The following is a 19,218-nucleotide window of genomic DNA, read 5'->3' on the forward strand; positions in this document are numbered from 1 at the left end:
CCCGGCGCTCCCGGTCGAGGCCCGGCTCGCCAGGGCCCCCAGCGCGACCGCCGCGGGCAGCGCCAGCAGGTGCGCCCAGACCCCGATCGCGATCCCGACCGGCACCGACCGGTCCCCCGGGTCGACCGGCCCGCTCACCCCACCGGCCAGCCACGGGAAGACCATCGCCACCGCGACCGTCACCAGCGCGGCAAGGGCGGCCGCGAGCAGCCCCGCCGCGTACTCGCGGGCGGGACCGACCAGCACCCGGACGAGCCGTCGCTGCCCGTCCGGCTCGACGTCCAGCAGGATCTTGGTCTGCCACGCCAGCACCGGGAAGAGCACCACCGCGGAGACGCCGTACGCCTCCGCCGGCTGGGCGCGGCCACCGCCGTAGAGGATGCCCAGGGCCACCAGGCCGGCGAGCACCGGCGCCAGCGCCCTTCCGGTACGCAGGAAGGCCGCCAGCCGCAGCCGTACCAGCGCGGTCAACGGACTCCCTCCGGGGGCGGGCCGGCGATGCGGGACTCATCGGGGACCGGATCGGTGGCGGCGGGCGCGGCGTCGGGGCGTACCCGAAGGACGTGGTGGCCGTCGGCGCGCAACCGGGCCACGGTGCCGGCCACGCGCGCGGCCGGCACCGCCAGCTCGACCACCGCGAGCGTCTCGCCCGCGGACGGCTCCGCCTCGGCGATCGCGCCGTCGGCGACCGCCCACCGGCGGGCGCCGGGCAGCCGGGCCGTCTCGCCGCGGTGATCGCTGACCAGGACCGACCCTCCGGTGGCGAGCACCTCGAAGACCAGCTCCGGAACCAGGTCCCGCGCCGCGGCGTCCAGCCCCTCCCAGGGCTCGTCGAGCACCAGCAGGCCCGGATCACGGAGCATGGCCTGGGCCAGACCCACCTTCTGCGCCGTGCCCTTGGACAGCTCGGGCAGCCGGACCGCACGGAAGGGGGTGAGACCGAGCCGGGCCGTCCACCGCCGCACCGCCCCGTCCGCCTCGGCGCGGGGCAGCCCGGCGATTCTGCCCATCCCGGTCAGGTATCGCTCCACCGTGAAGGGCTGGTCGGCCGGGAAGCGCTCCGGCACCCACCCGACCGACCGGGGCCGGTCGACCACCCGGCCACGCACCGGCCGCAGCACCCCCGCCGCGAGCTGGAGCAGGGTCGACTTGCCGGCCCCGTTGCCGCCGGTCACGACGACCACCTCACCCGGCTCGACCCGGACCCGCACGCCCCACAGCACCCAGGGGCCCCGCCGCCGGTACCGGAACCGGACGTCCTCCAGCCGCATGCCCGGAGCCTGCCACAGCGGACAGACGGACGGGGCCCCGCCACGAGTCGTGGCGGGGCCCCGTCGCGGGAGCTGCTGCTCAGGCCTCGGCCGAGCCCTCCTGCAGGTTCTTCACCACGTTCGGGTCGACCGGGACGCCCGGGCCCATGGTGGTGGTGAGGACGACCTTCCTCAGGTACTTGCCCTTGGCGGCGGACGGCTTGGCCCGCAGGACCTCGTCGAGGACCGCCGCGTAGTTGTCCACCAGCTGGGTCTCCGAGAACGAGGCCTTGCCGATGATCAGGTGCAGGTTGGAGTGCTTGTCCACCCGGAAGGTGATCTTGCCACCCTTGATGTCCGAGACGGCCTTGGTGACGTCCATGGTCACCGTGCCGGTCTTCGGGTTCGGCATGAGACCGCGCGGGCCCAGGATCCGCGCGATCCGGCCGATCTTGGCCATCTGGTCCGGCGTGGCGATCGCCGCGTCGAAGTCCAGCCAACCGCCCTGGATCCGGGCGACCAGCTCGTCCGTGCCCACCTCGTCCGCACCGGCGGCGACGGCCTCCTCGGCCTTCGCGCCGGCGGCGAAGACGATCACGCGGGCGGTCTTACCGGTGCCGTGCGGCAGGTTGACCGTGCCGCGGACCATCTGGTCCGCCTTGCGGGGGTCGACGCCGAGGCGCATCGCGACCTCGACCGTGGCGTCGAACTTGACGTTGGTGGTCTCCTTGGCCAGCTTCACGGCCTCGGCGGGGGTGTACAGCTTGGACCGGTCGATGACGTCGGCGGCCTTGCGGTAGCTCTTGCTGCGCTGCATTTCTGCTTACTCCTGTGGTCTCTGGCGGGCCGCGGCGACCGCGCGCCCTCCCACGAACTGATCGGGTGAGTGCTGACCGACGTCAGTCGTTGACGATGATGCCCATCGACCGGGCGGTGCCGGCGATGATCTTCGCAGCCTGGTCGATGTCGTTGGCGTTGAGGTCGACCATCTTCTTCTCGGCGATCTCACGCACCTGGGCCTGCGACACGGAGCCGACCTTGTCCTTCTGCGGGACGCCCGAGCCCTTCTCCACACCGGCGGCCTTGAGCAGCAGCCGGGCGGCGGGCGGGGTCTTCAGCACGAAGGTGAAGGTCCGGTCCTCGTACACGCTGATCTCGGCGGGGACGATGTCGCCCCGCTGGGACTCGGTCTGCGCGTTGTAGGTCTTGCAGAACTCCATGATGTTCACGCCGTGCTGACCGAGCGCGGGGCCCACCGGCGGCGCCGGCGTGGCCTGGCCCGCCTTCAGCTGAAGCGTGAACGTCTTGACGAGCTTCTTCTTCGGAGGCATGTCACTTCCTGGGGCTTGGAACTGGGATAGGTGCCGGCCGCGGGCGCGCACGGTCAGCGCGGTACGAGCGGCGACGTTCTAGGGTAGCGCAGCCGTACGCCACCCCGTTCGTCGAGGTCCGTCGAGGTCCGTCGACGACGAAACGGGTACGCCGGCGGCAGGCTGTCGCCCACCGCCGGCGTGCCGGAGGATCAGATCTTCGCGACCTGGTTGAAGTTCAGCTCGACCGGCGTCTCCCGGCCGAAGATGGACACCAGGACCTTGAGCTTCTGCTGGTCGGCGTTGATCTCACTGATCGTCGCCGGCAGCGAGGCGAAGGCACCGTCGGTGACGGTGACCGAGTCGCCGACCTCGAAGTCGAGGACCCTGACCTCGGGCTTGGCCTTCTTCTGCTCGGTCTCGACAGCCGGCGCCAGCCACTTCAGCACCTCGTCGAGGCTCAGCGGCGCCGGGCGGTCGGCCCGGTCGGTCGCGCCGACGAAGCCGGTCACGCCCGGCGTGTTGCGCACGCACGAGTAGGACTCGGCGGTCAGCTCCATCCGGACCAGGATGTAGCCCGGGAAGACCTTCGCCTGGACCTGCGACCGCTTGCCGTTCTTGACCTCGACCTCTTCCCGGGTCGGGACCTCGACCTGGTAGATGTAGTCCTCCATGTCGAGGGACGTGATCCGGGTCTCGAGGTTGGTCTTGACCTTGTTCTCGTAGCCGGCGTACGAGTGCACCACGTACCAGTCGCCCGGGGCGTAGCGCAGCTTCTGCCGCAGCTCGGCGACCGGGTCGTAGTCCTCCTCGGGCGCCGGCTCAGTGGTCGGGAATTCCGGCTCGCTGGCGGCCTCGACCGACTCGTCACCAGCCGCCGTCGCGACCGTGGACTGCTCGTCCGCGGTTCCGGCGGTCTCGTCGTACTCAGGCACGCTCGCTCACTTCCGTCACTATCGGCACAGTCGGCCGGTCAGCTGGGGTCGCCGAAGACCCACAGAACGCCCTTCGCGAACACGTAGTCGAATCCGACGACGAGGGCGGTAACCACCGTAACGAATGCGACCACCACGGCGGTGTAGGTCAGCAACTCCTTGCGGGTCGGCCAGATGACCTTACGCAGTTCGGCGACGACCTCGCGGATGAATCGGGCGATGCGCGCGAACGGCCCCACCCGGCCCGTTTCCGCACGGGTCTTCGGTCGATCGGCGGACTCGGCCCGGGCACGCGACCTGGTCGCGGTGCCGCCCCGGGAGACCGGCTCGTCCGCGTCGGCGGCGTCGTCGCCAGAGGCGTCGTCGACGACCTCGTCGTCGAAACGCTCGTCGTCGGCGTCCTCGCCGCGCCGCTTGTTGTCGGCCACTTCGCCCTCCGTCGCGGGATGTCGTGTCGCACGCGGTAGGCGTGCGCGGCGCTTGGTCACGCCGGCCGGACCAACCGTCCCGGGACGGGCCGCGGCCGGCGGATCAGCCGGAGAGCCCCGATCGCCTCGGAACCACCCCGCCGATACCACCACCACGGGCCGGACGCCGCCGGACGGCGGCGCGACCCACGGGAACGGTCAGGCCTGAGGCGCAGGGGTGACAGGACTTGAACCTGCAGCCTGCGGTTTTGGAGACCGCTGCTCTGCCAATTGAGCTACACCCCTGTGCGGCAATGCGCACCCCACACCGCCGCGAACGGCAGCGCAGGGGTCACTTGCCCCACGGCGGACCAGTGTACGGGTAGTGCCACGACTTTCCCAACCGGTCCACCCATGGCGGGTCGAGAACCCCGTCAGCTGCGGGTACGCACCGTCGCCCGGGCCTGCGACAGCACCTTCTCCCCCAGGCAGGTCGCCGTGATGTCCAGCCTGGTCAGGCCCTCCTCGGTGACCTCCCGGACCACTGCGGCGACCTCGATCTCGGTGCCCTCGTCGTCGTCCGGAACGACCACCGGCCGGGTGAACCGCACCGAGTAGTCGACGACCGCGTCGGGCGTCCCGGCCCAGTCGGTCACCGCCCGGCCGACCAACGCCATGGTGAACATGCCGTGGGCGATCACCCCGGGCAGACCCACCTTCGTGGCGGTGCGGTCGCTCCAGTGGATCGGGTTGAAGTCCCCCGAGGCTCCCGCGTACCGGACCAGGTCCGCACGCGTCACCCGGAACGTCCGGATCGGCAGCTCCATCTCAGCCCTCCCCACGTACGACGAGCTTGGACCAGACGGTGACCACCGGCTCGCCGGCGGTCGTGGCGATCTCGGTCCGGGTGGTCAGGAAGCCGTGTCCACCGCGAGTGGTGACGTGCTCGATGGCGCTGACGCACACCAGCTCGTCACCGGCGACCACCGGACGGGCGTACGCGAACCGCTGGTCGCCGTGGACGACGCGGCTGTAGTCCACGCCCAGGTCCGGGTCCTCGACGATCTGACGGGTGGCGGCCATGGTGACCACGAACGGGAAGGTCGGCGGCGCGACCACGTCGGGGTGGCCCAGGGCGCGGGCGGCCTCCGGGTCGTGGTGGGCCGGGTCGGCGGCGCCGATCGCCGTCGCGAACTCGCGGATCTTTTCTCGGCCCACCTGGTAGGGGGCGGTCGGCGGATAGGTCCGGCCGACGTAGGACGGGTCCAGGGACATGCCGCCGAACCTACACGGAAAACACGACCGCCGATCTGCCCGACCGGCGGCGGCTCAGAGCCGCGCCGGTGGAGACAGATCGGCGGTCGAAGGTGTCGCAGGACCGGGCCGGCGCTGCCGGCCGCAGGTCAGCGGGTCTCGCGGTGGACCGTGTGCTTACCGTCCCGGGGGCAGAACTTCTTCAGCTCGATGCGGTCCGGGTCGTTACGACGGTTCTTACGCGTGATGTAGTTGCGCTCCTTGCACTCCACACACGCCAGAGTGATCTTCGGCCGGACATCGGTCGCCTTCGCCACGGCGGAGTGCCTTCCTCGCTAACGGGTAAGAACTACGGCGCACCAGCGTACGCGCTGGTTACGCGAACATGCAAAGTGGGCGCCTATGGCGCCCATCCCACCGACCACCGGGAGTTGAGCCCGGAGGACGAGAGTAGCGGTGGCCGGACTTGAACCGGCGACACAGCGATTATGAGCCGCTTGCTCTGCCATCTGAGCTACACCGCCGTGGTGGGCCCAGCCGGACCCTCTGAGCCCCCTTACGGAATCGAACCGTAGACCTTCTCCTTACCATGGAGACGCTCTGCCGACTGAGCTAAGGGGGCCTGCCCGATCACTCTGTGATCGCGCAGAGGTAAGAGTACACGGCCTCCTGCCGGAGGTGAAATCGGATCCCCCTCGGTGGCGTTTTCCCTGGCCAGGGGAGGATCAGAGCACGGCGCGCAGGCGCGGGAGTTCGCTGTCGGAGATCGTCTCCGGATCCACCTGGGCACCGAACCAGGCCTCCAGGCGCTCGTACGGCAACGGCCGGCTGAACAGGAATCCCTGCCCGATCTCGCACCCGATGTCCTGGAGCAGTTCGAGGGTGAGCTCGCTCTCCACGCCCTCGGCGATCACCGCCAGCCCGAACTGCTGGGACAGGGTGACCACCGCGTTCACGATCGCCAGGTCCCCCGGGTCCGTCGCCATGCCCTGCACGAACGACCGGTCGACCTTCACCTCGTGCACGGGCAGCCGGCGCAGGTGTGCCAGGGACGAGTCGCCGGTGCCGAAGTCGTCCACGGAGAGCCGTACGCCGAGGTCGCGCAACCGGCGCAGGGTCGGGATCGGCCGGTCGGTGCCGTCCAGCACCCCGGCCTCCTTGATCTCCAGGGTCAGCCACTGTGGCGGTACGCCGTACTCCTCCAGCAGCTCCTGGACCCGGGCCGGGAAGTGCTGGTCGGTGAGCGTACGGGCGGAGAGGTTGACCGCGACGGCGAGCGGCTGGCCGCCGTGCGCCCAGTCCCGACTGCGCCGCAGCCCCTCCCGGAGCACGAACTCGGTGAGCCGGCCGAGCTGGCCGGTGTGCTCCGCCACCGCGACGAAGTCCTCCGGCGCGACCGTGCCGTGTGCCGGGTCCTCCCAGCGGGCCAGGCATTCCACGCCGACCAGCCGGCGGTCCCGCAGGGTCATCTTCGGCTGGAAGTAGACCTCCAGGCTGCCGTCGTCGAGGGCGCGGCGCAGGTCGCCGGCCAGACCCAGCCGGCGCATCGACCGGGACTCCAGCGCCGCGTTGAACAACTGGACGCTGCCCGGCACCGACTTGGCCGCGGTGGCCGCCAGGTCGACCCGCTGCAGCAGGAGGGCGGCGTCACTGCCGTGATCCGGGTACACCGCCACGCCCACCGCCGTGTCGACGTCCAGGGTGAGCGCGTCGAAGACCATCTCGTCGCGGATCTGCTCGCGCAGTTGGGCGGCCAGTTCCAGGGCCGCGTCGGCGCTCTCCAACCGCAGCGTCACCAGGAACTCGTCACCGCCGGCCCGGCCGACCAGTGCCGACGACGGCGCGCGCGAGCGCAACCGCTCCGCCACCTCCACGAGGACCTTGTCACCCGCCGAGTGCCCGAGGGACTCGTTGACCTCACGGAGCCGGTCGACGTCGAACAGCAGCAGCGCCACGACCTCACCCGGTGCCCGGATCTTGACCGCCTCGTCCAGCGCGGCGGTGATCCGTCGGCGGTTGGGCAGCTTGGTCAGCGCGTCGTGGTACGCGTCGTGCCGCAGCCGATCGACCAGCCGCGAATTCTCCAGGGCGACCGCCGCGTGCGCGGCGACGGTCTCGAAGACGGGAATGTCGCTCGGGGTGAAGTGGCCGACGTCGCTGAGGCGGTTGACCACCTCCAGAGTGCCGATCACCGCCTGGCCGGACCGCAGGGGCACCACGATGAGGTCCTTCACGCCGGTGCGGTGCAGGGAGTTCCGCAGCGCTCCGTCGCTACCCAGGCGCACACCCACCGCCACCGTGCGCTGCTGCTCACTTGCCTCCTCGCGCATCGCGGCCGGCGCCGGTGCGACGTCGAGCAGGCCGTTGTCGTCGACCCGCGCGGTCAGCAGCACCTCGGGGTGCCGCCCCTGGGCCGGCAGCCAGAGCGTCGCGTACTCGGCCTGCATCAGCCCTCGAACGCGTCCGAGCAGGACGTCGGCGAGGGTGCCGTCCTGGCCGCTCGCGGTCATCGCCCGGGTCAGCTCGTACAGGTCCCCCAGGGTCCGGTGCTGCCGGACGAACAGCGAGTAGGAGCGGTAGACCAGAACGACGGCAACAGCCAGCACCGCGATGAGGAGGAGAGACCACCAGGTGGTCTCCAACGCGATCAGGACGACGAGCCCGATGATCACGTTGACCGCGGAGGTGGCCAGTGGCTGTGGTGCGCTCCGCGCGACCTCCCAGCCGGCCTGCCAGCCCTGGAGCAGACCGATCACCCCGCTGACGGCAGCCAGGGTCACCAGCGTGTTGGTGCTGACCGTCAGGAAGAGCGTCAGCCAGGTCAGCGGCCCGACTCCGTTCAGGTCCGGCAGCGCCAGCAGCACCAGGCAGGCGAGCGAGGCGGCGGCGGCCGCCTTCGCCACGTTGAACCAGACCTTGGTCGGTGTCAGCCGCCGGCGGAGTTGGCCGATCAGGGCAGCGATGGACGCGATGACGACGACGGTCAGGGGCGGCAGGTAGAAGAAGGCGAGGACCAGCGGGATCTCGGTGATCGTGAACGCCAGCGCCTGCCGCCGGATGACGAACTGCAACACCTGCGTTCCGGCCGCCACCATGACCACGAGCAGGATCAACGCCTTCGCGATGCTGCCCGGAAAGGGTGGGCCGACGAGGGCAAGGCCCACCGAGCAGACCACAGCCAGGAGCGCCAGGGGCCCGGTGACCAGCCACGCTCGTTCGTTGGACCTGCTCGTTGACGGTCGGGGGGTTGGCATCCCGCTCCTCAAGCTCGGGCTGAACGGTTGCCAGACCGAGCTGCGCGCGCCTAGCGAGCGACCGTGGTGACGACCCCTACCGGGGCACCCCAGTCGAAGTCGGACATGTACAGATTTCCGTCCAGCCCGGCGAAGCCGCCGGCGAGGACGGCGAGCGTCAACACCGCCGCCACCGCGGCGAGCCGGCCAACACGACGACCAGACATCACTGTGCTCCTGTCGGGATGGTGGCAGACCGGTTAGGGTCCCATGATGGTGCCACAGCACGGGCGGACTGGAAAGTTGCGCACACGCGTTACTAGCCGCCCCGAGGGTCTGTCCAGACCGTCCAGCGTCGGATAGCCGCCATCCGGCCAGACCAGCCGCCGGGTCGACCGGAAGCAACCTGCAAAAAACGACCATGGGCAGGTGTCGCCACAGATGCCCTGTAGGCATCTGTACTGGTACACGGCTCGGCGGCGCCTAAAGTGGAGGGTCGCAGCCCGGGAGAGATCCGCCAACTGTCCCCGCCGATCTACGCTCGCCGTATGAAGAAGCGCCCCCGGGTCATGTTGGGCCTGACCGTGGCCGGCGTACTCGCCGTACCGGTCGCCGTGGTCGGGGTTCATGTCACCCATCCCCGGGACGAGGCCGGATACTTGGCATACCTCAAGCAGTACGGCGATCCACAGAGCAGCCGGCCGCTACAGGTGCTACCGCCGACCGCGATCTGATCGCCGAGGGTGACGAGGCATGCGACTGGATGCGTGAGCAGCCGTACGCTCTGTGGCGACACGACCGGGAGTACCGCCACTCGGCGGTCTTCGACCGCCACCTCCGGCACGTCGGCGACCGCTCCCCGAGCTGGGGCGACGCCCTGCCCGGCCTGTTCTCGGTGACAGCGGCTGCCTGGACCTACCTCTGTCCGGCCGAGTGCGAGCTGCGGGAGCCGCGCAACCACCCCTTCGCCCCCGAGTCGGACTGAGACGACACACCGCCTGTCGTACCCCCGTAGGAGAGCCGGAGACGACGAAGGCCCCTGACTCGCGTTTCCGCATGTCAGGGGCCTTGTCGTTGCCTGGTGGCGGGTAGAGGATTCGAACCTCTGTAGCTTTCGCGACGGATTTACAGTCCGCTCCCATTGGCCGCTCGGGCAACCCGCCAGGGCACCCCACCGCGTCGCAACGCGGCGGCGGAAGCAAGGATAGCGGCTCCCCCCGGCTCGGACGCAACCGGGTACCGTCAGGGGGTCGTACCGCTGGTCAGCGGGGGACGAAGGACCACAAACCGGCCGCACAACAGGAGCATGCACATGGCAGCGAACCCGTCGTTCGACATCGTGAGCAAGGTCGACCGCCAGGAGGTCGACAACGCCCTCCGCCAGGCCGCGAAGGAGCTCGAGACGCGATTCGACTTCCGGGGCACCGGCGCCGAGATCTCCTGGTCGGGCGAGGAGGCGATCGGCCTCCAGGCGGAGACCGAGGAGCGGGTACGGGCCGCCCTGGACGTCTTCAAGGAGAAGCTGGTGAAGCGGAACATCTCGCTGAAGTCCCTGGACGCCGGTGACCCACGGTCGTCCGGCAAGGTGTTCAAGATCGACTGCAAGGTCATCCAGGGCATCGAATCGGACAAGGCCAAGGCGATCAGCAAGAAGATCCGCGACGAGGGGCCGAAGGGCGTCCAGGCGCAGATCCAGGGCGACCAGCTCCGCGTCACCGGTAAGAAGAGGGACGACCTCCAGGCCGTCATCGCCCTGCTCAAGGGCGAGGACTTCGGGGTCGCCCTCCAGTTCACCAACTATCGGTAAGGCAGCCGACGCTTCCCTGACCGGCGATCCACGCACGGTCTGGCCTCGCGGGAGTGGGGCAACTGCGGGACCTTGCCCTCCGACTCGCGATGGACGAGCCGGTCGGCGACGACCTGCCGATGGCGGTCGCTCAGGCCCTGACCCGAGGCGTCGACTCTCCGACCTTGGGTGAGCTCGCCGGCCTGTCGAAGGGACAGCCGCCGCTACCGGCGTCGTGCTGATCGTTGCCGCAGCGCCGCTCGGCTAGCCGATTCGGGAGACGAGCGCGTCGCTGCGCGGGCACTGCCAGTGGGCAACGCCGTCCACGACGGTCGCGGCAGGAGGATGAGAGTGTCCAGGCAGACACCCGGGCCAGGTGTTGTCGCCCTCGTCGAACTCCTTTTCCTGCAGCAGGTCGGCCAACTCGACAACCGCCAACTCCAGGTCGCGGGTCGGCCGCAGGCTGCCCAGGCTGCTCTCCCGCCCCTGGCCCCGCCGGCCGACGTTCACCAGCAGAGCGTCGAGGGCGTCCAGGTCCACGCCCCTCGGCTGAATGACGGCGCCCCGTCGGGCGAAGTCCTGCGCCACCCGGAGTACCGCGCGCTCGTAACACTCCAGCGCGCCGAGCACCAGGTCGTCGTCCTCTTCGCCGCTGGACACCACGCCAGGCTAGTTCACTCCTGACCGGCCGGAGGGGCCGGAATCAAGCGTCGAAGCGCGTCAGGCCAGCTTGACGTCAGGGCGGCCTGACGGCATGCTGGCGGCATGCCTACACCTGACGACATGGAACGGCAGTTCACCCTCCTGACGGCGGTGGCCCGCTACGACGAACTCCGCATGCGAGACGCACTGGCACCTCCCACGCGGGAGCCGGCCGACGACGACGGAGACACCCAGCCCCTGACCAGGGACGAGGCACTGGAACTCCTCGCGCTTGGCGAGGTGATCATGCGCAAGGCCAGCTACGGCCGACAACTGGCCGTTCGCACCGCGCGATCGGCCGGCGCCTCGTGGACGCAGATCGGCGCCGCTGTCGCCACGAGCAAGCAGTCGGCGTGGGAGACGCACATGCGGTGGCTGGAGGAGCAGGGCATCTCGGCACCCTGACCGATTGACGCGGTCGACGACCGTCCGTGGCCACGGGAACGGCGGGCCCCGAGGCGGATTCTCAGTCGCCGGGCTCCCGCTCGTAGCGGGCAGCGGCGCGGCGGACCTCGTCGGCGACGTACCGTCGGACGCGTGGCGGCCCGACGACCTCGACGGCGCCGCCGAGGCCGAGCAGGGCCCAGCAGGCCCACGCCTCGCTCTCGAACGGGACGGTCACCTCGACCTCGCCGGTCGCGGTGAGCGGCACGGGAACCGTGACCGGCACGGACGCCTGTCCGTGCACGGGTAGCAGACGCCGCAGGCGGGGCAGCGTCTCGGGCGCCACGCGTACGGTGACCTCGACGGCGGTGCCCTCCCGCTCGAGTTCGCGGCGGGACTCCGCCCAGGTGCGGGCGAGGTCGAAGTCGGCGGGTCGGCGTACGGGTGTGTCGAGCGGCTCGACCGACACCACGCGGGAGACCCGGTAGGTGCGGCGTTCACCGTCGCGCAGGGCGACGAGGTACCAGTCCCCGGCGGCGAGCACGAGGCCCAGCGGGTCGATCTCGCGGAGGGTCTCCCGGGTTCCGCGTACGTAGCGGATGCGGGCCCGCCGGTCACGCCACACCACCTCGGCGAGCTGCGTCAGGCACGGCACCGGTTCCGACGTGCCGTACCAGCGGAGCGGGTCCAGGTGGAACCGCGCGGCCGTCTGCCGCGCCCGGTCGCGGGCCTCTCCGGTCAGGCCGGCCCACACCTTGATACGGGCGCCCTCCAGCAGCTCGCCGAGCCCCAACTGCTGGGCGGGGCCGGCCAGTCCGAGGAACGCCAGCGCCCCCGCCTCGTCCAGGCCGACACCGGTCAGCCGGGTGCGGTAGCCGCCGTCCAGGCGGTACCCGCCGGCCGGCCCACGGACCGAGCGCACCGGTACGCCGACCGAGGCCAGCGCCTCGACGTCCCGTTGCACGGTGCGTTCGCTGACCTCCAGCAGGGTGGCGAGCTCCCGACCACTGGCCAGGCCCCGCACCTGGAGGTGCAGCAGCAGGGTCATCATCCGAGAGGCGCGCACCGATCCATTTTCGCGTGTGTACCAGACAGCGGCTGTCGGGTATGTGCGGCATCATCGGCCGGAGCACGGGGAGTATGCCGAGAAGGGACGTTTCATGGCCGAGGTGTTGCTGTTCCACCACGCGTACGGATTGACGTCGGGGGTCCGCGCCTTCGCCGCGCGGCTGGAAGGGGCGGGCCACACCGTGCACCTCCCCGACCTGTACGAGGGCCGCGTCTTCGACACCCTGGAGGCGGGCATCGCGAACGCGAAGGAGATCGGCTTCGGCACCGTCCTGGAGCGGGGCCGGCTCGCCGCCGAAGGGCTCACCGCCGAGCTGGTGTACGCCGGGTTCTCGCTCGGCGTCATGTCGGCCCAGATGCTCGCCCAGACCCGCCCCGGCGCCCGGGGCGCCCTGCTGTTCGACGCCTGCCTCCCGGCCGACGAGTTCGGCGACGGCTGGCCGGCGGGCGTGCCGGCACAGGTGCACGGCATGGACGCCGATCCGTTCTTCGCCGACGAGGGCGACCTGGACGCCGCCCGCGCGCTGGTCGCGGCCACGCCGGAGGTCGAGTTGTTCCTCTACCCCGGCCGGCAGCACATCTTCGCCGACGACAGCCTGCCCGGCTACGACAAGGAGGCGACCGCGCTGCTGACCGAGCGCGTGCTCACCTTCCTCGGCAAGGTCGGCTGAGCAGCAGACACCGCCGGCCCCTTCCTCACACCGTCAGCCAGGTGTAGTGGACGGGTTGGTTCCGGTTCCACTCGTCTGCCTGCTCCGCCGGCACCGGCACGAAGCCCGCTGCCGTGTAGCAGCGCAGCGCCGGGGCGTTGTCGGGGCGTACCCGCAGGAACACCGCCGGGTGGTGGTCGCGCGCCCGCTCGACGAGCAGCGTGACCATGCCGCGGCCGGCGCCCCGCCCGCGGTGCGCCGGCGCCACGATCAGACGGGCCAGTTCGACCTCGGCCTCGTCGTCGTCGAGCCACAGCTCGCCGTACCCGACGGGCTCGGAGTCGACGACCGCCACGTACGCGACCACCTCGGGCTCGGCAGCCCACCCCGCGACGGTTGCGGGCGTCACCTCGTCGCGGGAGCACCAGCGCCGGGTCTCCTCCGGCGACGTCGCCCAGCCGGCGACGACGCTCGCGTGTGCGGGCTCGAACGCGATCAACTCCATGCACGCCTCCCGGGTCGGCGGGCGACGATACCGGCGGGCACCGGGGGACGCGAGCGGTTTCCGCCCGCACGATCACGCTCGGACCATGGAGTAGTGGCCTCAGCGGTTGAAGATCAGCAGCAGGATCACCGTCAGGATCGCGCTGACCAGGATGGAGCCGAGGCAGCCGACGCGGTTCGAGAAGAAGAGGAACATCCGGGGGTCATACCCCGGGCGGCGCGACTCAGACCGCGACGGGTTGCTCGGCGCGTACGGCGGCGGCCTCCGCACGGGCTACGGGCCCGGCGGGCAGGCCGGCGACCACCGCCCCGACGGCGACCGCGGCCCCGGCGAAGAGGAAGGCCCAGGGCACGCCGCCGGCGTGGTCGACGATCAGCCCGGCCACCGCGCCACCGGCCGCGCTGGCGCCGACCGACATGGTGACCACCCAGGTGTACGCCTCGTTCAGCATGCTGGTCGGCGAGATCCGCCCGATGAGGGTGTTCTCCAGGGTGAGCGCGGGTGCGATGGTCGCGCCCCCGATGACCAGGGCGGTGCCCAGTGCCACCGGGGTGGGCATCACCGCGAAGACGGCGAAGGTGGCCGCCACCGCGCCGAGCAGCAGGGCGAACTGCCGGCTCATGTTCCGGGCCGGCCTGCGGACGCCGAACCAGAACCCGCCGGCGGCGCTGCCGATCCCCCAGACGGCCAGCAGCAGGCCGGCGAGGCTGTCCGGGTCGTCGGCGGTGTAGTCGGTGGCGAAGGCCGGCACGGTGACCCCGGCCGCGCCGAAGGCGATGCCGAGACTGGCGACGCAGACCAGCAGGGCCGGGAAGCCGGCGACCCGCAGCGGACCGAGGCCCCGGGTGCGGTGCTCGTGGGAGTGGGGCCGCCAGCCGCGCATCACCCGGCCGAGCGCGACCGCCGTGGTGCCGGCGAGCGTGACCACCGCCGACCCGACCAGGGCGGCACCGGCGTCGGCGACCAGGACGAAGCCGGCGACGAGCAGCGGGCCGAGCACGAACACGATCTCGAAGAGGGTGGTCTCCGCCGCCAGGGCGGTGTTGCGCAGGTGCCAGCGGCCGGAGGCGGGCGAGGTGAGGTCGTTCCAGGCGCCTCGGATCGCGGCGGTCAGCGGCGGGTAGGTGGCGCCGGCCACCCCGGATGCCACGAAGACCAGCGCCAGGCTGCCGGCCTCGGCCCGGGCGGCCCACAGCAGCCCGAGCAGGGCGAGCGGGTGCGCGACGGCGGTGCCGAGCAGCACCGGGCTGGGCCCGATCCGGTCGGCCACGCGCCCGGCGATCGGGGACAGGGCGGCCCCGGCGAGGGCGTAGATGCCGCCGGCCACGGCGGCGAGCGAGTAGCGGCCGGTGACCTGCTCGACGACGAGCAGCAGCGCCAGCGGTGTCATGCCGATGCCCAGCCGCCCGACGATGCCGGTGACGAGCAGCATCGGTGCGCCGGGGATCCGCCAGACGCCCAGGTACTGGCGCAGACCGGCCACGGGAACCCTCCGGGTGTAATGAGTGGAAGCCGGATCGACCCTAACGCTCACGTCCGCCCTGACGAAACGGAAAAGCGTCGCCCGCGCCCGGAGGACCGGGCGCGGGCGACGGGGGTCACACGGTCAGCGCTGGAACTGCACCGGGCCGGCGCTGGCGGCCATCTGCTCCAGGCGCGCGACCCGCTCCTCCATCTTCGGGTGGGTGGAGAAGAGCGACGCCACTCCGCCGCCCTTGAACGGGTTGTCGATCATCAGGTGGGCGGTGCTGGTGAGCTGCCCCTGCGGCGGCAACGGCCGGCGCAGCGTGCCCATGTGGATCTTCCGCAGGGCGCTGGCCAGGGCCAGCGGGTCCCGGGTGAGCTGGGCGCCGGACGCATCCGCCTGGAACTCCCGGCTCCGGCTGATCGCCAACTGGATGATCGACGCGGCGATCGGACCCAGGATGATCGTGAGCAGCAGCACGGCCGGGTTCGGGGCGTCCTCGTCGTCGCCACCGCCCAGCGGGATGAAGAAGGCCAGGTTGGCCAGCGCGGTGATGATGCCGGCCAACCCGGCCGCCACGCTGGAGATGAGGATGTCCCGGTTGTAGACGTGCGACAGCTCGTGGCCGATCACACCGCGCAGCTCGCGGTAGTCGAGGATCTCGACGATGCCCTGGGTCACGCAGACGGCCGCGTTCTGCGGGTTGCGCCCGGTGGCGAAGGCGTTGGGCTGGGCGGTCGGGCTCACGTAGAGGCGTGGCATCGGCTGGCCCGCCTCGGTGGCCAGCTCACGCACCATCCGGTACAGCTCGGGGAATTCCGCCTCGCTGACCGGTTGCGCCCGCATCGACCGCAGCGCGAGCTTGTCCGAGTAGAAGTAGCTGATGCCGTTCATGACCAGTGACAGGACGACGGCGATGACCAGGCCGCCGCTGCCACCGAACCAGTAGCCCACCGCCAGGATCAACGAGGTGAGCAGGCCGAGCAGCGCGGCGGTCTTGAGACGGTTGTGGTGCACGATCACTCCTTCGGTGCACGGACCACCAGGGCCCGCTGACCGGTACAACATCCCGGTACCCGTCAACCATCCGTCGTATGGCTGAAAGTTGGCTGAGATGCGCGCATGCGGCGGCGCGGGAGGGGTAGGCGGCGGGAGAACGCGGTCAGCGCGCGGCGACGTCGAGCAGGAGCTGCGGCGCGAAGCCGATCACGACGGCCACCGCCGTCGTCACGGCCAGCACCGCGCCGACCGTCCGGGACCGCACGACGGAACCGACGGCCGGGGAGCCGACGTCGCCGGCTCCCGCGCCGGCCGGGACCGCGTCGGACTCCGCAGCCCAGAGCGTGGCGGTCAGGCGCAGGTAGTAGGCCAGGCCGACCACCGCATTCAGGGCGACCACCACGGCGAGCCAGCCCGCACCGCCGTCGAGCAGCGACCGGACCACGGTGATCTTGGCGAAGAGCCCGGCCAGGCCCGGGGGCAGGCCGGCCAGCCCGACCAGCGCCAGGCCGAGGCCCGCCGCCCTCCACGGGTGCCGGCGGGCCGCCCCGCGCAGGTCGTCGATCGTGCCGCCGTCGGCGTCGGCCGGCCGCAGCGCCACCACGCCCGCGAACGCCGCCAGCTCCAGGACCACGAAGAAGACGGCGTACGCGACGGCGGCCGCGTACGCGGCGGTGCGGGCGTCGGCGGTGCGGCCGGAGGCCAGGGCCAGCGCCCCGAGCGGGGCGAGGATGTAGCCCGCCTGGGCCACCGACGACCAGGCGAGCAGCCGGACGGTACGCCGCTGGCGCAGCGCCACCAGGTTGCCGACGGTCATGGTCAGCACGGCGAGCCCGGCGAGCACCGGACCGGTCACGTCGGCCGGCAGGGCCCGCTGCACGACGGCGAGCAGGGCCACCACCCCGCCCAGCTTGGAGGCGGTCGACAGGTACGCGGCGACCGGCAGCGGCGCGCCGTCGTACGTCGCCGGGGCCCAGGCGTGGAACGGCACGGCGGCCACCTTGAAGGCCAGCCCGAGCACCACCAGCGCGACGGCGACGGTGGTCAGCGGCAGGTCCAGCAACTCCGGCCGGTCGGCGAGGATCGTGCCGATCCGGTCCAGGTGCAGGCCGCCGGTGACCGCGTAGAGCAGGGCGGCCCCGAGCAGGGTCAGCGTGGTGGCGACCACACTGACGACGAAGAAGGTGACGGCCGCCTCGGCGCTGGCCAGGCTTCCCCGGCGCAGGCCGACCAGGACGTACAGCGGCAGGGTGAGCGTCTCCACCGCCACGATCAGGGTGATCAGGTCGCCGGCCGCGCCGAGCACCACGCCGCCGGTCATCGAGCAGGCGAGCAGGAAGCAGTACTCCCCCACCGGCGACCGACCGGCCCGCAGCAGCGGCCCGGAGAGCGCCAGCACACCGACGGTCAGCACCGCGACGACCACCGCGACCAGGGCGGCCCGCCCGCCGAAGACGTACGAGCAGTCCACGCCGACGCAGAACGTACGCCGCTCGTCGCCGGCCCCGACCAGCACGGCGCCGGCCGCCGTGGCGACCGCGCCGAGCGCCGCCGTGGCCACGGTGACCCGGGCGCGGGCGACCAGCAGGTCGGCCAGGAGCACCAGCACCGCCGTCCCGGCGGCCAGGTACGCCGGCAGCAGCGCCACGTTGTCGACGCTCTGCACCACGCTGCCGGTCATCGCAACACCTCCACCAGGGCGCCGACCGGGCTCTCGGCGACACCGAGCACCAGAGTCGGTGCCAGGCCGACGGCCAGCGCGAGCAGCACCAGCGGAGCCCACGCGGCCAGTTCGGCGCCGGCCAGGCCGGGGGTGAGCCGGTCGACGGCCGGGCTGGGCCGCCCGTGCGTCACCTGGCGCAGCAGCCGCAGGAAGTACGCGGCGGTGAGCGCCCCGCCGATCGCCGCGAGCACGGCGAGCGTGGTCCACAGCGGGCCGCCCACCTCGACGGCGGCGACCACGGCGAACGCCTCGCCCCAGAAACCGGCCAGGCCGGGCAGACCGAGCGAGGCGACGGCGGCGAAGCCGAGCAGGCCGGCCAGGCGGGGAGCGGTCTCCCGGAGACCGGACAGGTCGGCCAGCTCGCCGGTGTGCGTACGGTCCTTGACCGCGCCGGCGAGGAAGAACAGCAGGCCGGTGATCACCCCGTGCGCGACGTTGCCGATCAGGGCCGCCTGGATCCCGGTGGTGGTGAGCGTGGCGACCCCGAGCAGCACGAAGCCCATGTGCCCGACGCTGGAGTACGCGATCAGCCGCTTCAGCTCGGTCTGCGCCAGGCAGACCAGGGAGCCGACGATGATCGCGGCGACGGCGAGGACACCGAGCACCGGCGCCGCCCAGCGGGCCCCTTCCGGCGCGACGCCGACCGCGACCCGGATCAGCCCGTACGTGCCCATCTTCAGCAGCACACCGGCGAGGACCACACTGCCGACCGTGGGCGCCTGGGAGTGCGCGTCGGGCAGCCACGAGTGCAGTGGCCACAGTGGGCTCTTCACCGCGAACGCGAGCGCCAGCAGGGTGAACGCGACCAGCTGGGTGCCCCGGGACAGCCCCGCGCCGCCGGTGAGCGCCACGATGTCGGCGGTGCCGGCGGCGGCCACCACCACGTACACGCCGACCAGCAGCAGCACCGAACCGAACAGCGTGTACAGGGCGAACTTCCGGGCCGCCCGCCGCCGGTCCGGGCCGCCCCAGCCGGCGATGACCGCGTACATCGGCAGGAGGACGACCTCGAAGAAGACGAAGAACAGCACCAGGTCGAGGGCCAGGAAGGTGCCCAGGATGCCGACCTCGACGACCAGCAGCAGCGCGACGAGGGCCCGGCCGCTGCCGCCGGGCGGCACCCGCCACAGCGTGTACCCGCAGCAGAGCAGGGTCAGCAGCGCGGTCAGCACCACCAACGGCCAGGAGATGCCGTCCACCCCGAGGTGGAACCGCAGGTCCAGGCCGGGCACCCAGGGCACGTCGAGGCGGTGCCAGGGCCGCACCGCCGGGGCGGTCGGGCCGTAGGAGAACCAGGTGCCGTCCCGCCGGGCCACCAGCGGCAGCGTGGCGAGCAGCGTCAGCGCCGCGACGACCGTGCCGACCACGCGGGCCGCCCGGTCGGGCCGGATCGCGGCCACCGCGACCGCGCCCAGTGCCGGCAGCGCCAACACCGCGACCAGCAGGAACTCCCCGACGCTCATGTGGTGCCCCCGATCAGGACGGCGGCCAGGCCGATCAGCAGGGCGCCGGCCAGCACGCCGGCCGCCGCCCGGGGCAGCGCGGCC

General features: G+C 71.8%; 22 protein-coding genes, 4 tRNA genes and 1 pseudogene. 5 read left to right on the forward strand and 22 right to left on the reverse strand.

Annotated features, from left to right (window positions below; all coding sequences use genetic code 11):
• The 14 genes from AB0I76_RS07480 to AB0I76_RS07545 form a co-directional block, all read right to left on the reverse strand.
• Window positions 1-471 (reverse strand): hypothetical protein (locus AB0I76_RS07480; protein ID WP_357031190.1); only part of this gene is annotated, 471 nt, incomplete at its 3' end.
• Window positions 468-1,271, reverse strand: a complete 804-nt coding sequence (locus tag AB0I76_RS07485; RefSeq protein ID WP_357031194.1) for an ATP-binding cassette domain-containing protein — start codon at window positions 1,269-1,271, stop codon at window positions 468-470. The genes AB0I76_RS07480 and AB0I76_RS07485, both read right to left, overlap by 4 nt.
• A 79-nt stretch (window positions 1,272-1,350) precedes the next feature.
• Entirely contained in the window at window positions 1,351-2,067 is a 717-nt protein-coding gene (gene rplA, locus AB0I76_RS07490; protein ID WP_357031197.1) for a 50S ribosomal protein L1, read from the reverse strand.
• 82 nt (window positions 2,068-2,149) lie between these two features.
• Window positions 2,150-2,581, reverse strand: coding sequence for a 50S ribosomal protein L11 (gene rplK, locus AB0I76_RS07495; RefSeq protein ID WP_357031200.1), 432 nt, complete (start codon window positions 2,579-2,581; stop codon window positions 2,150-2,152).
• 191 nt (window positions 2,582-2,772) lie between these two features.
• On the reverse strand, window positions 2,773-3,495 hold the full coding sequence (gene nusG, locus AB0I76_RS07500; protein WP_357031203.1) for a transcription termination/antitermination protein NusG: 723 nt from the start codon (window positions 3,493-3,495) through the stop codon (window positions 2,773-2,775).
• Window positions 3,496-3,533: 38 nt separating this feature from the next.
• Window positions 3,534-3,923: a preprotein translocase subunit SecE gene (secE, locus tag AB0I76_RS07505; RefSeq protein ID WP_357031206.1), complete on the reverse strand. Its 390-nt coding sequence runs from the start codon at window positions 3,921-3,923 to the stop codon at window positions 3,534-3,536.
• Window positions 3,924-4,135: 212 nt separating this feature from the next.
• A tRNA-Trp gene (locus AB0I76_RS07510) sits at window positions 4,136-4,208 on the reverse strand.
• A 128-nt stretch (window positions 4,209-4,336) separates the two neighbouring features.
• Window positions 4,337-4,729, reverse strand: a complete 393-nt coding sequence (locus tag AB0I76_RS07515; RefSeq protein ID WP_357031209.1) for a MaoC family dehydratase — start codon at window positions 4,727-4,729, stop codon at window positions 4,337-4,339.
• 1 nt (window position 4,730) lies between these two features.
• Window positions 4,731-5,177 carry a MaoC family dehydratase N-terminal domain-containing protein gene (locus tag AB0I76_RS07520; RefSeq protein WP_357031212.1) on the reverse strand — a complete coding sequence of 149 codons (447 nt, stop codon included), beginning with the start codon at window positions 5,175-5,177 and terminating at the stop codon, window positions 4,731-4,733.
• 128 nt (window positions 5,178-5,305) lie between these two features.
• The gene (gene rpmG, locus AB0I76_RS07525; RefSeq protein WP_013288652.1) at window positions 5,306-5,473 is read right to left on the reverse strand and encodes a 50S ribosomal protein L33; all 168 of its coding nucleotides are present in this window, start codon (window positions 5,471-5,473) and stop codon (window positions 5,306-5,308) included.
• 134 nt (window positions 5,474-5,607) lie between these two features.
• Window positions 5,608-5,680 (reverse strand) — tRNA-Met (locus AB0I76_RS07530).
• Window positions 5,681-5,705: 25 nt separating this feature from the next.
• Window positions 5,706-5,778 (reverse strand) — tRNA-Thr (locus AB0I76_RS07535).
• 103 nt (window positions 5,779-5,881) lie between these two features.
• On the reverse strand, window positions 5,882-8,410 hold the full coding sequence (locus AB0I76_RS07540; RefSeq protein ID WP_357031215.1) for a bifunctional diguanylate cyclase/phosphodiesterase: 2,529 nt from the start codon (window positions 8,408-8,410) through the stop codon (window positions 5,882-5,884).
• Window positions 8,411-8,460: 50 nt separating this feature from the next.
• Window positions 8,461-8,616, reverse strand: coding sequence for a hypothetical protein (locus AB0I76_RS07545; protein WP_357031218.1), 156 nt, complete (start codon window positions 8,614-8,616; stop codon window positions 8,461-8,463).
• Window positions 8,617-8,937: 321 nt separating this feature from the next.
• Here AB0I76_RS07545 and AB0I76_RS07550 point away from each other — a divergent pair, with 321 nt between their 5' ends.
• On the forward strand, window positions 8,938-9,123 hold the full coding sequence (locus AB0I76_RS07550; RefSeq protein ID WP_357031221.1) for a hypothetical protein: 186 nt from the start codon (window positions 8,938-8,940) through the stop codon (window positions 9,121-9,123).
• 29 nt (window positions 9,124-9,152) lie between these two features.
• Entirely contained in the window at window positions 9,153-9,374 is a 222-nt protein-coding gene (locus tag AB0I76_RS07555) for a hypothetical protein (RefSeq protein ID WP_357031224.1), read from the forward strand.
• A gap of 94 nt (window positions 9,375-9,468) precedes the next feature.
• On the opposite strand, the gene AB0I76_RS07560 is transcribed toward AB0I76_RS07555, so the two are convergent.
• Window positions 9,469-9,552, reverse strand: a tRNA-Tyr gene (locus AB0I76_RS07560).
• Between the two features lie 149 nt (window positions 9,553-9,701).
• On the opposite strand from AB0I76_RS07560, the gene AB0I76_RS07565 reads away from it, so the two are divergent.
• The gene (locus AB0I76_RS07565; protein ID WP_357031227.1) at window positions 9,702-10,196 is read left to right on the forward strand and encodes a YajQ family cyclic di-GMP-binding protein; all 495 of its coding nucleotides are present in this window, start codon (window positions 9,702-9,704) and stop codon (window positions 10,194-10,196) included.
• 243 nt (window positions 10,197-10,439) lie between these two features.
• Here AB0I76_RS07565 and AB0I76_RS07570 read toward each other — a convergent pair whose 3' ends face one another.
• Window positions 10,440-10,835, reverse strand: coding sequence for a hypothetical protein (locus tag AB0I76_RS07570; protein WP_357031230.1), 396 nt, complete (start codon window positions 10,833-10,835; stop codon window positions 10,440-10,442).
• 105 nt (window positions 10,836-10,940) lie between these two features.
• Between AB0I76_RS07570 and AB0I76_RS07575 the strand changes: the two genes are divergently transcribed.
• Window positions 10,941-11,282, forward strand: coding sequence for a hypothetical protein (locus tag AB0I76_RS07575; protein ID WP_357031232.1), 342 nt, complete (start codon window positions 10,941-10,943; stop codon window positions 11,280-11,282).
• 61 nt (window positions 11,283-11,343) lie between these two features.
• On the opposite strand, the gene AB0I76_RS07580 is transcribed toward AB0I76_RS07575, so the two are convergent.
• Window positions 11,344-12,327: a WYL domain-containing protein gene (locus AB0I76_RS07580; protein WP_357031235.1), complete on the reverse strand. Its 984-nt coding sequence runs from the start codon at window positions 12,325-12,327 to the stop codon at window positions 11,344-11,346.
• Between the two features lie 94 nt (window positions 12,328-12,421).
• Here AB0I76_RS07580 and AB0I76_RS07585 point away from each other — a divergent pair, with 94 nt between their 5' ends.
• Window positions 12,422-13,000 (forward strand): dienelactone hydrolase family protein, encoded by a 579-nt coding sequence (locus AB0I76_RS07585; RefSeq protein WP_357031238.1) that lies wholly within the window; start codon window positions 12,422-12,424, stop codon window positions 12,998-13,000.
• A 25-nt stretch (window positions 13,001-13,025) separates the two neighbouring features.
• Here the strand turns inward: AB0I76_RS07585 and AB0I76_RS07590 are convergent.
• From AB0I76_RS07590 to AB0I76_RS07610, 5 genes and pseudogenes are all read right to left on the reverse strand, one after another.
• A pseudogene (locus AB0I76_RS07590) lies at window positions 13,026-13,493 on the reverse strand (GNAT family N-acetyltransferase); the annotation flags it as partial.
• Window positions 13,494-13,707: 214 nt separating this feature from the next.
• Window positions 13,708-14,967 (reverse strand): MFS transporter, encoded by a 1,260-nt coding sequence (locus tag AB0I76_RS07595; RefSeq protein WP_357031241.1) that lies wholly within the window; start codon window positions 14,965-14,967, stop codon window positions 13,708-13,710.
• A gap of 123 nt (window positions 14,968-15,090) precedes the next feature.
• Entirely contained in the window at window positions 15,091-15,966 is an 876-nt protein-coding gene (gene htpX / locus AB0I76_RS07600; RefSeq protein WP_357031244.1) for a zinc metalloprotease HtpX, read from the reverse strand.
• 145 nt (window positions 15,967-16,111) lie between these two features.
• Entirely contained in the window at window positions 16,112-17,629 is a 1,518-nt protein-coding gene (locus AB0I76_RS07605) for a proton-conducting transporter membrane subunit (protein ID WP_357031247.1), read from the reverse strand.
• On the reverse strand, window positions 17,626-19,134 hold the full coding sequence (locus AB0I76_RS07610; protein WP_357031250.1) for an NADH-quinone oxidoreductase subunit M: 1,509 nt from the start codon (window positions 19,132-19,134) through the stop codon (window positions 17,626-17,628). Before AB0I76_RS07610 ends, AB0I76_RS07605 begins: the two co-directional genes overlap by 4 nt.
• Window positions 19,135-19,218 lie beyond the last annotated feature (84 nt).

Source organism: Micromonospora sp. NPDC049799 (genome assembly GCF_040656655.1).
GTDB lineage: Bacteria > Actinomycetota > Actinomycetes > Mycobacteriales > Micromonosporaceae > Micromonospora.

What these genes read in the sequence shown, in the direction of transcription:
- AB0I76_RS07485 (WP_357031194.1), bottom strand. Translation starts at nt 1,271, where the DNA reads ATGCGGCTGGAGGACGTCCGGTTCCGGTACCGGCGGCGGGGCCCCTGG.
- rplA (WP_357031197.1), bottom strand. Translation starts at nt 2,067, where the DNA reads ATGCAGCGCAGCAAGAGCTACCGCAAGGCCGCCGACGTCATCGACCGG.
- rplK (WP_357031200.1), bottom strand. Translation starts at nt 2,581, where the DNA reads ATGCCTCCGAAGAAGAAGCTCGTCAAGACGTTCACGCTTCAGCTGAAG.
- AB0I76_RS07515 (WP_357031209.1), bottom strand. Translation starts at nt 4,729, where the DNA reads ATGGAGCTGCCGATCCGGACGTTCCGGGTGACGCGTGCGGACCTGGTC.
- AB0I76_RS07520 (WP_357031212.1), bottom strand. Translation starts at nt 5,177, where the DNA reads ATGTCCCTGGACCCGTCCTACGTCGGCCGGACCTATCCGCCGACCGCC.
- AB0I76_RS07540 (WP_357031215.1), bottom strand. Translation starts at nt 8,410, where the DNA reads ATGCCAACCCCCCGACCGTCAACGAGCAGGTCCAACGAACGAGCGTGG.
- AB0I76_RS07545 (WP_357031218.1), bottom strand. Translation starts at nt 8,616, where the DNA reads ATGTCTGGTCGTCGTGTTGGCCGGCTCGCCGCGGTGGCGGCGGTGTTG.
- AB0I76_RS07550 (WP_357031221.1), top strand. Translation starts at nt 8,938, where the DNA reads ATGAAGAAGCGCCCCCGGGTCATGTTGGGCCTGACCGTGGCCGGCGTA.
- AB0I76_RS07555 (WP_357031224.1), top strand. Translation starts at nt 9,153, where the DNA reads ATGCGTGAGCAGCCGTACGCTCTGTGGCGACACGACCGGGAGTACCGC.
- AB0I76_RS07565 (WP_357031227.1), top strand. Translation starts at nt 9,702, where the DNA reads ATGGCAGCGAACCCGTCGTTCGACATCGTGAGCAAGGTCGACCGCCAG.
- AB0I76_RS07575 (WP_357031232.1), top strand. Translation starts at nt 10,941, where the DNA reads ATGCCTACACCTGACGACATGGAACGGCAGTTCACCCTCCTGACGGCG.
- AB0I76_RS07585 (WP_357031238.1), top strand. Translation starts at nt 12,422, where the DNA reads ATGGCCGAGGTGTTGCTGTTCCACCACGCGTACGGATTGACGTCGGGG.
- AB0I76_RS07605 (WP_357031247.1), bottom strand. Translation starts at nt 17,629, where the DNA reads ATGACCGGCAGCGTGGTGCAGAGCGTCGACAACGTGGCGCTGCTGCCG.
- AB0I76_RS07610 (WP_357031250.1), bottom strand. Translation starts at nt 19,134, where the DNA reads ATGAGCGTCGGGGAGTTCCTGCTGGTCGCGGTGTTGGCGCTGCCGGCA.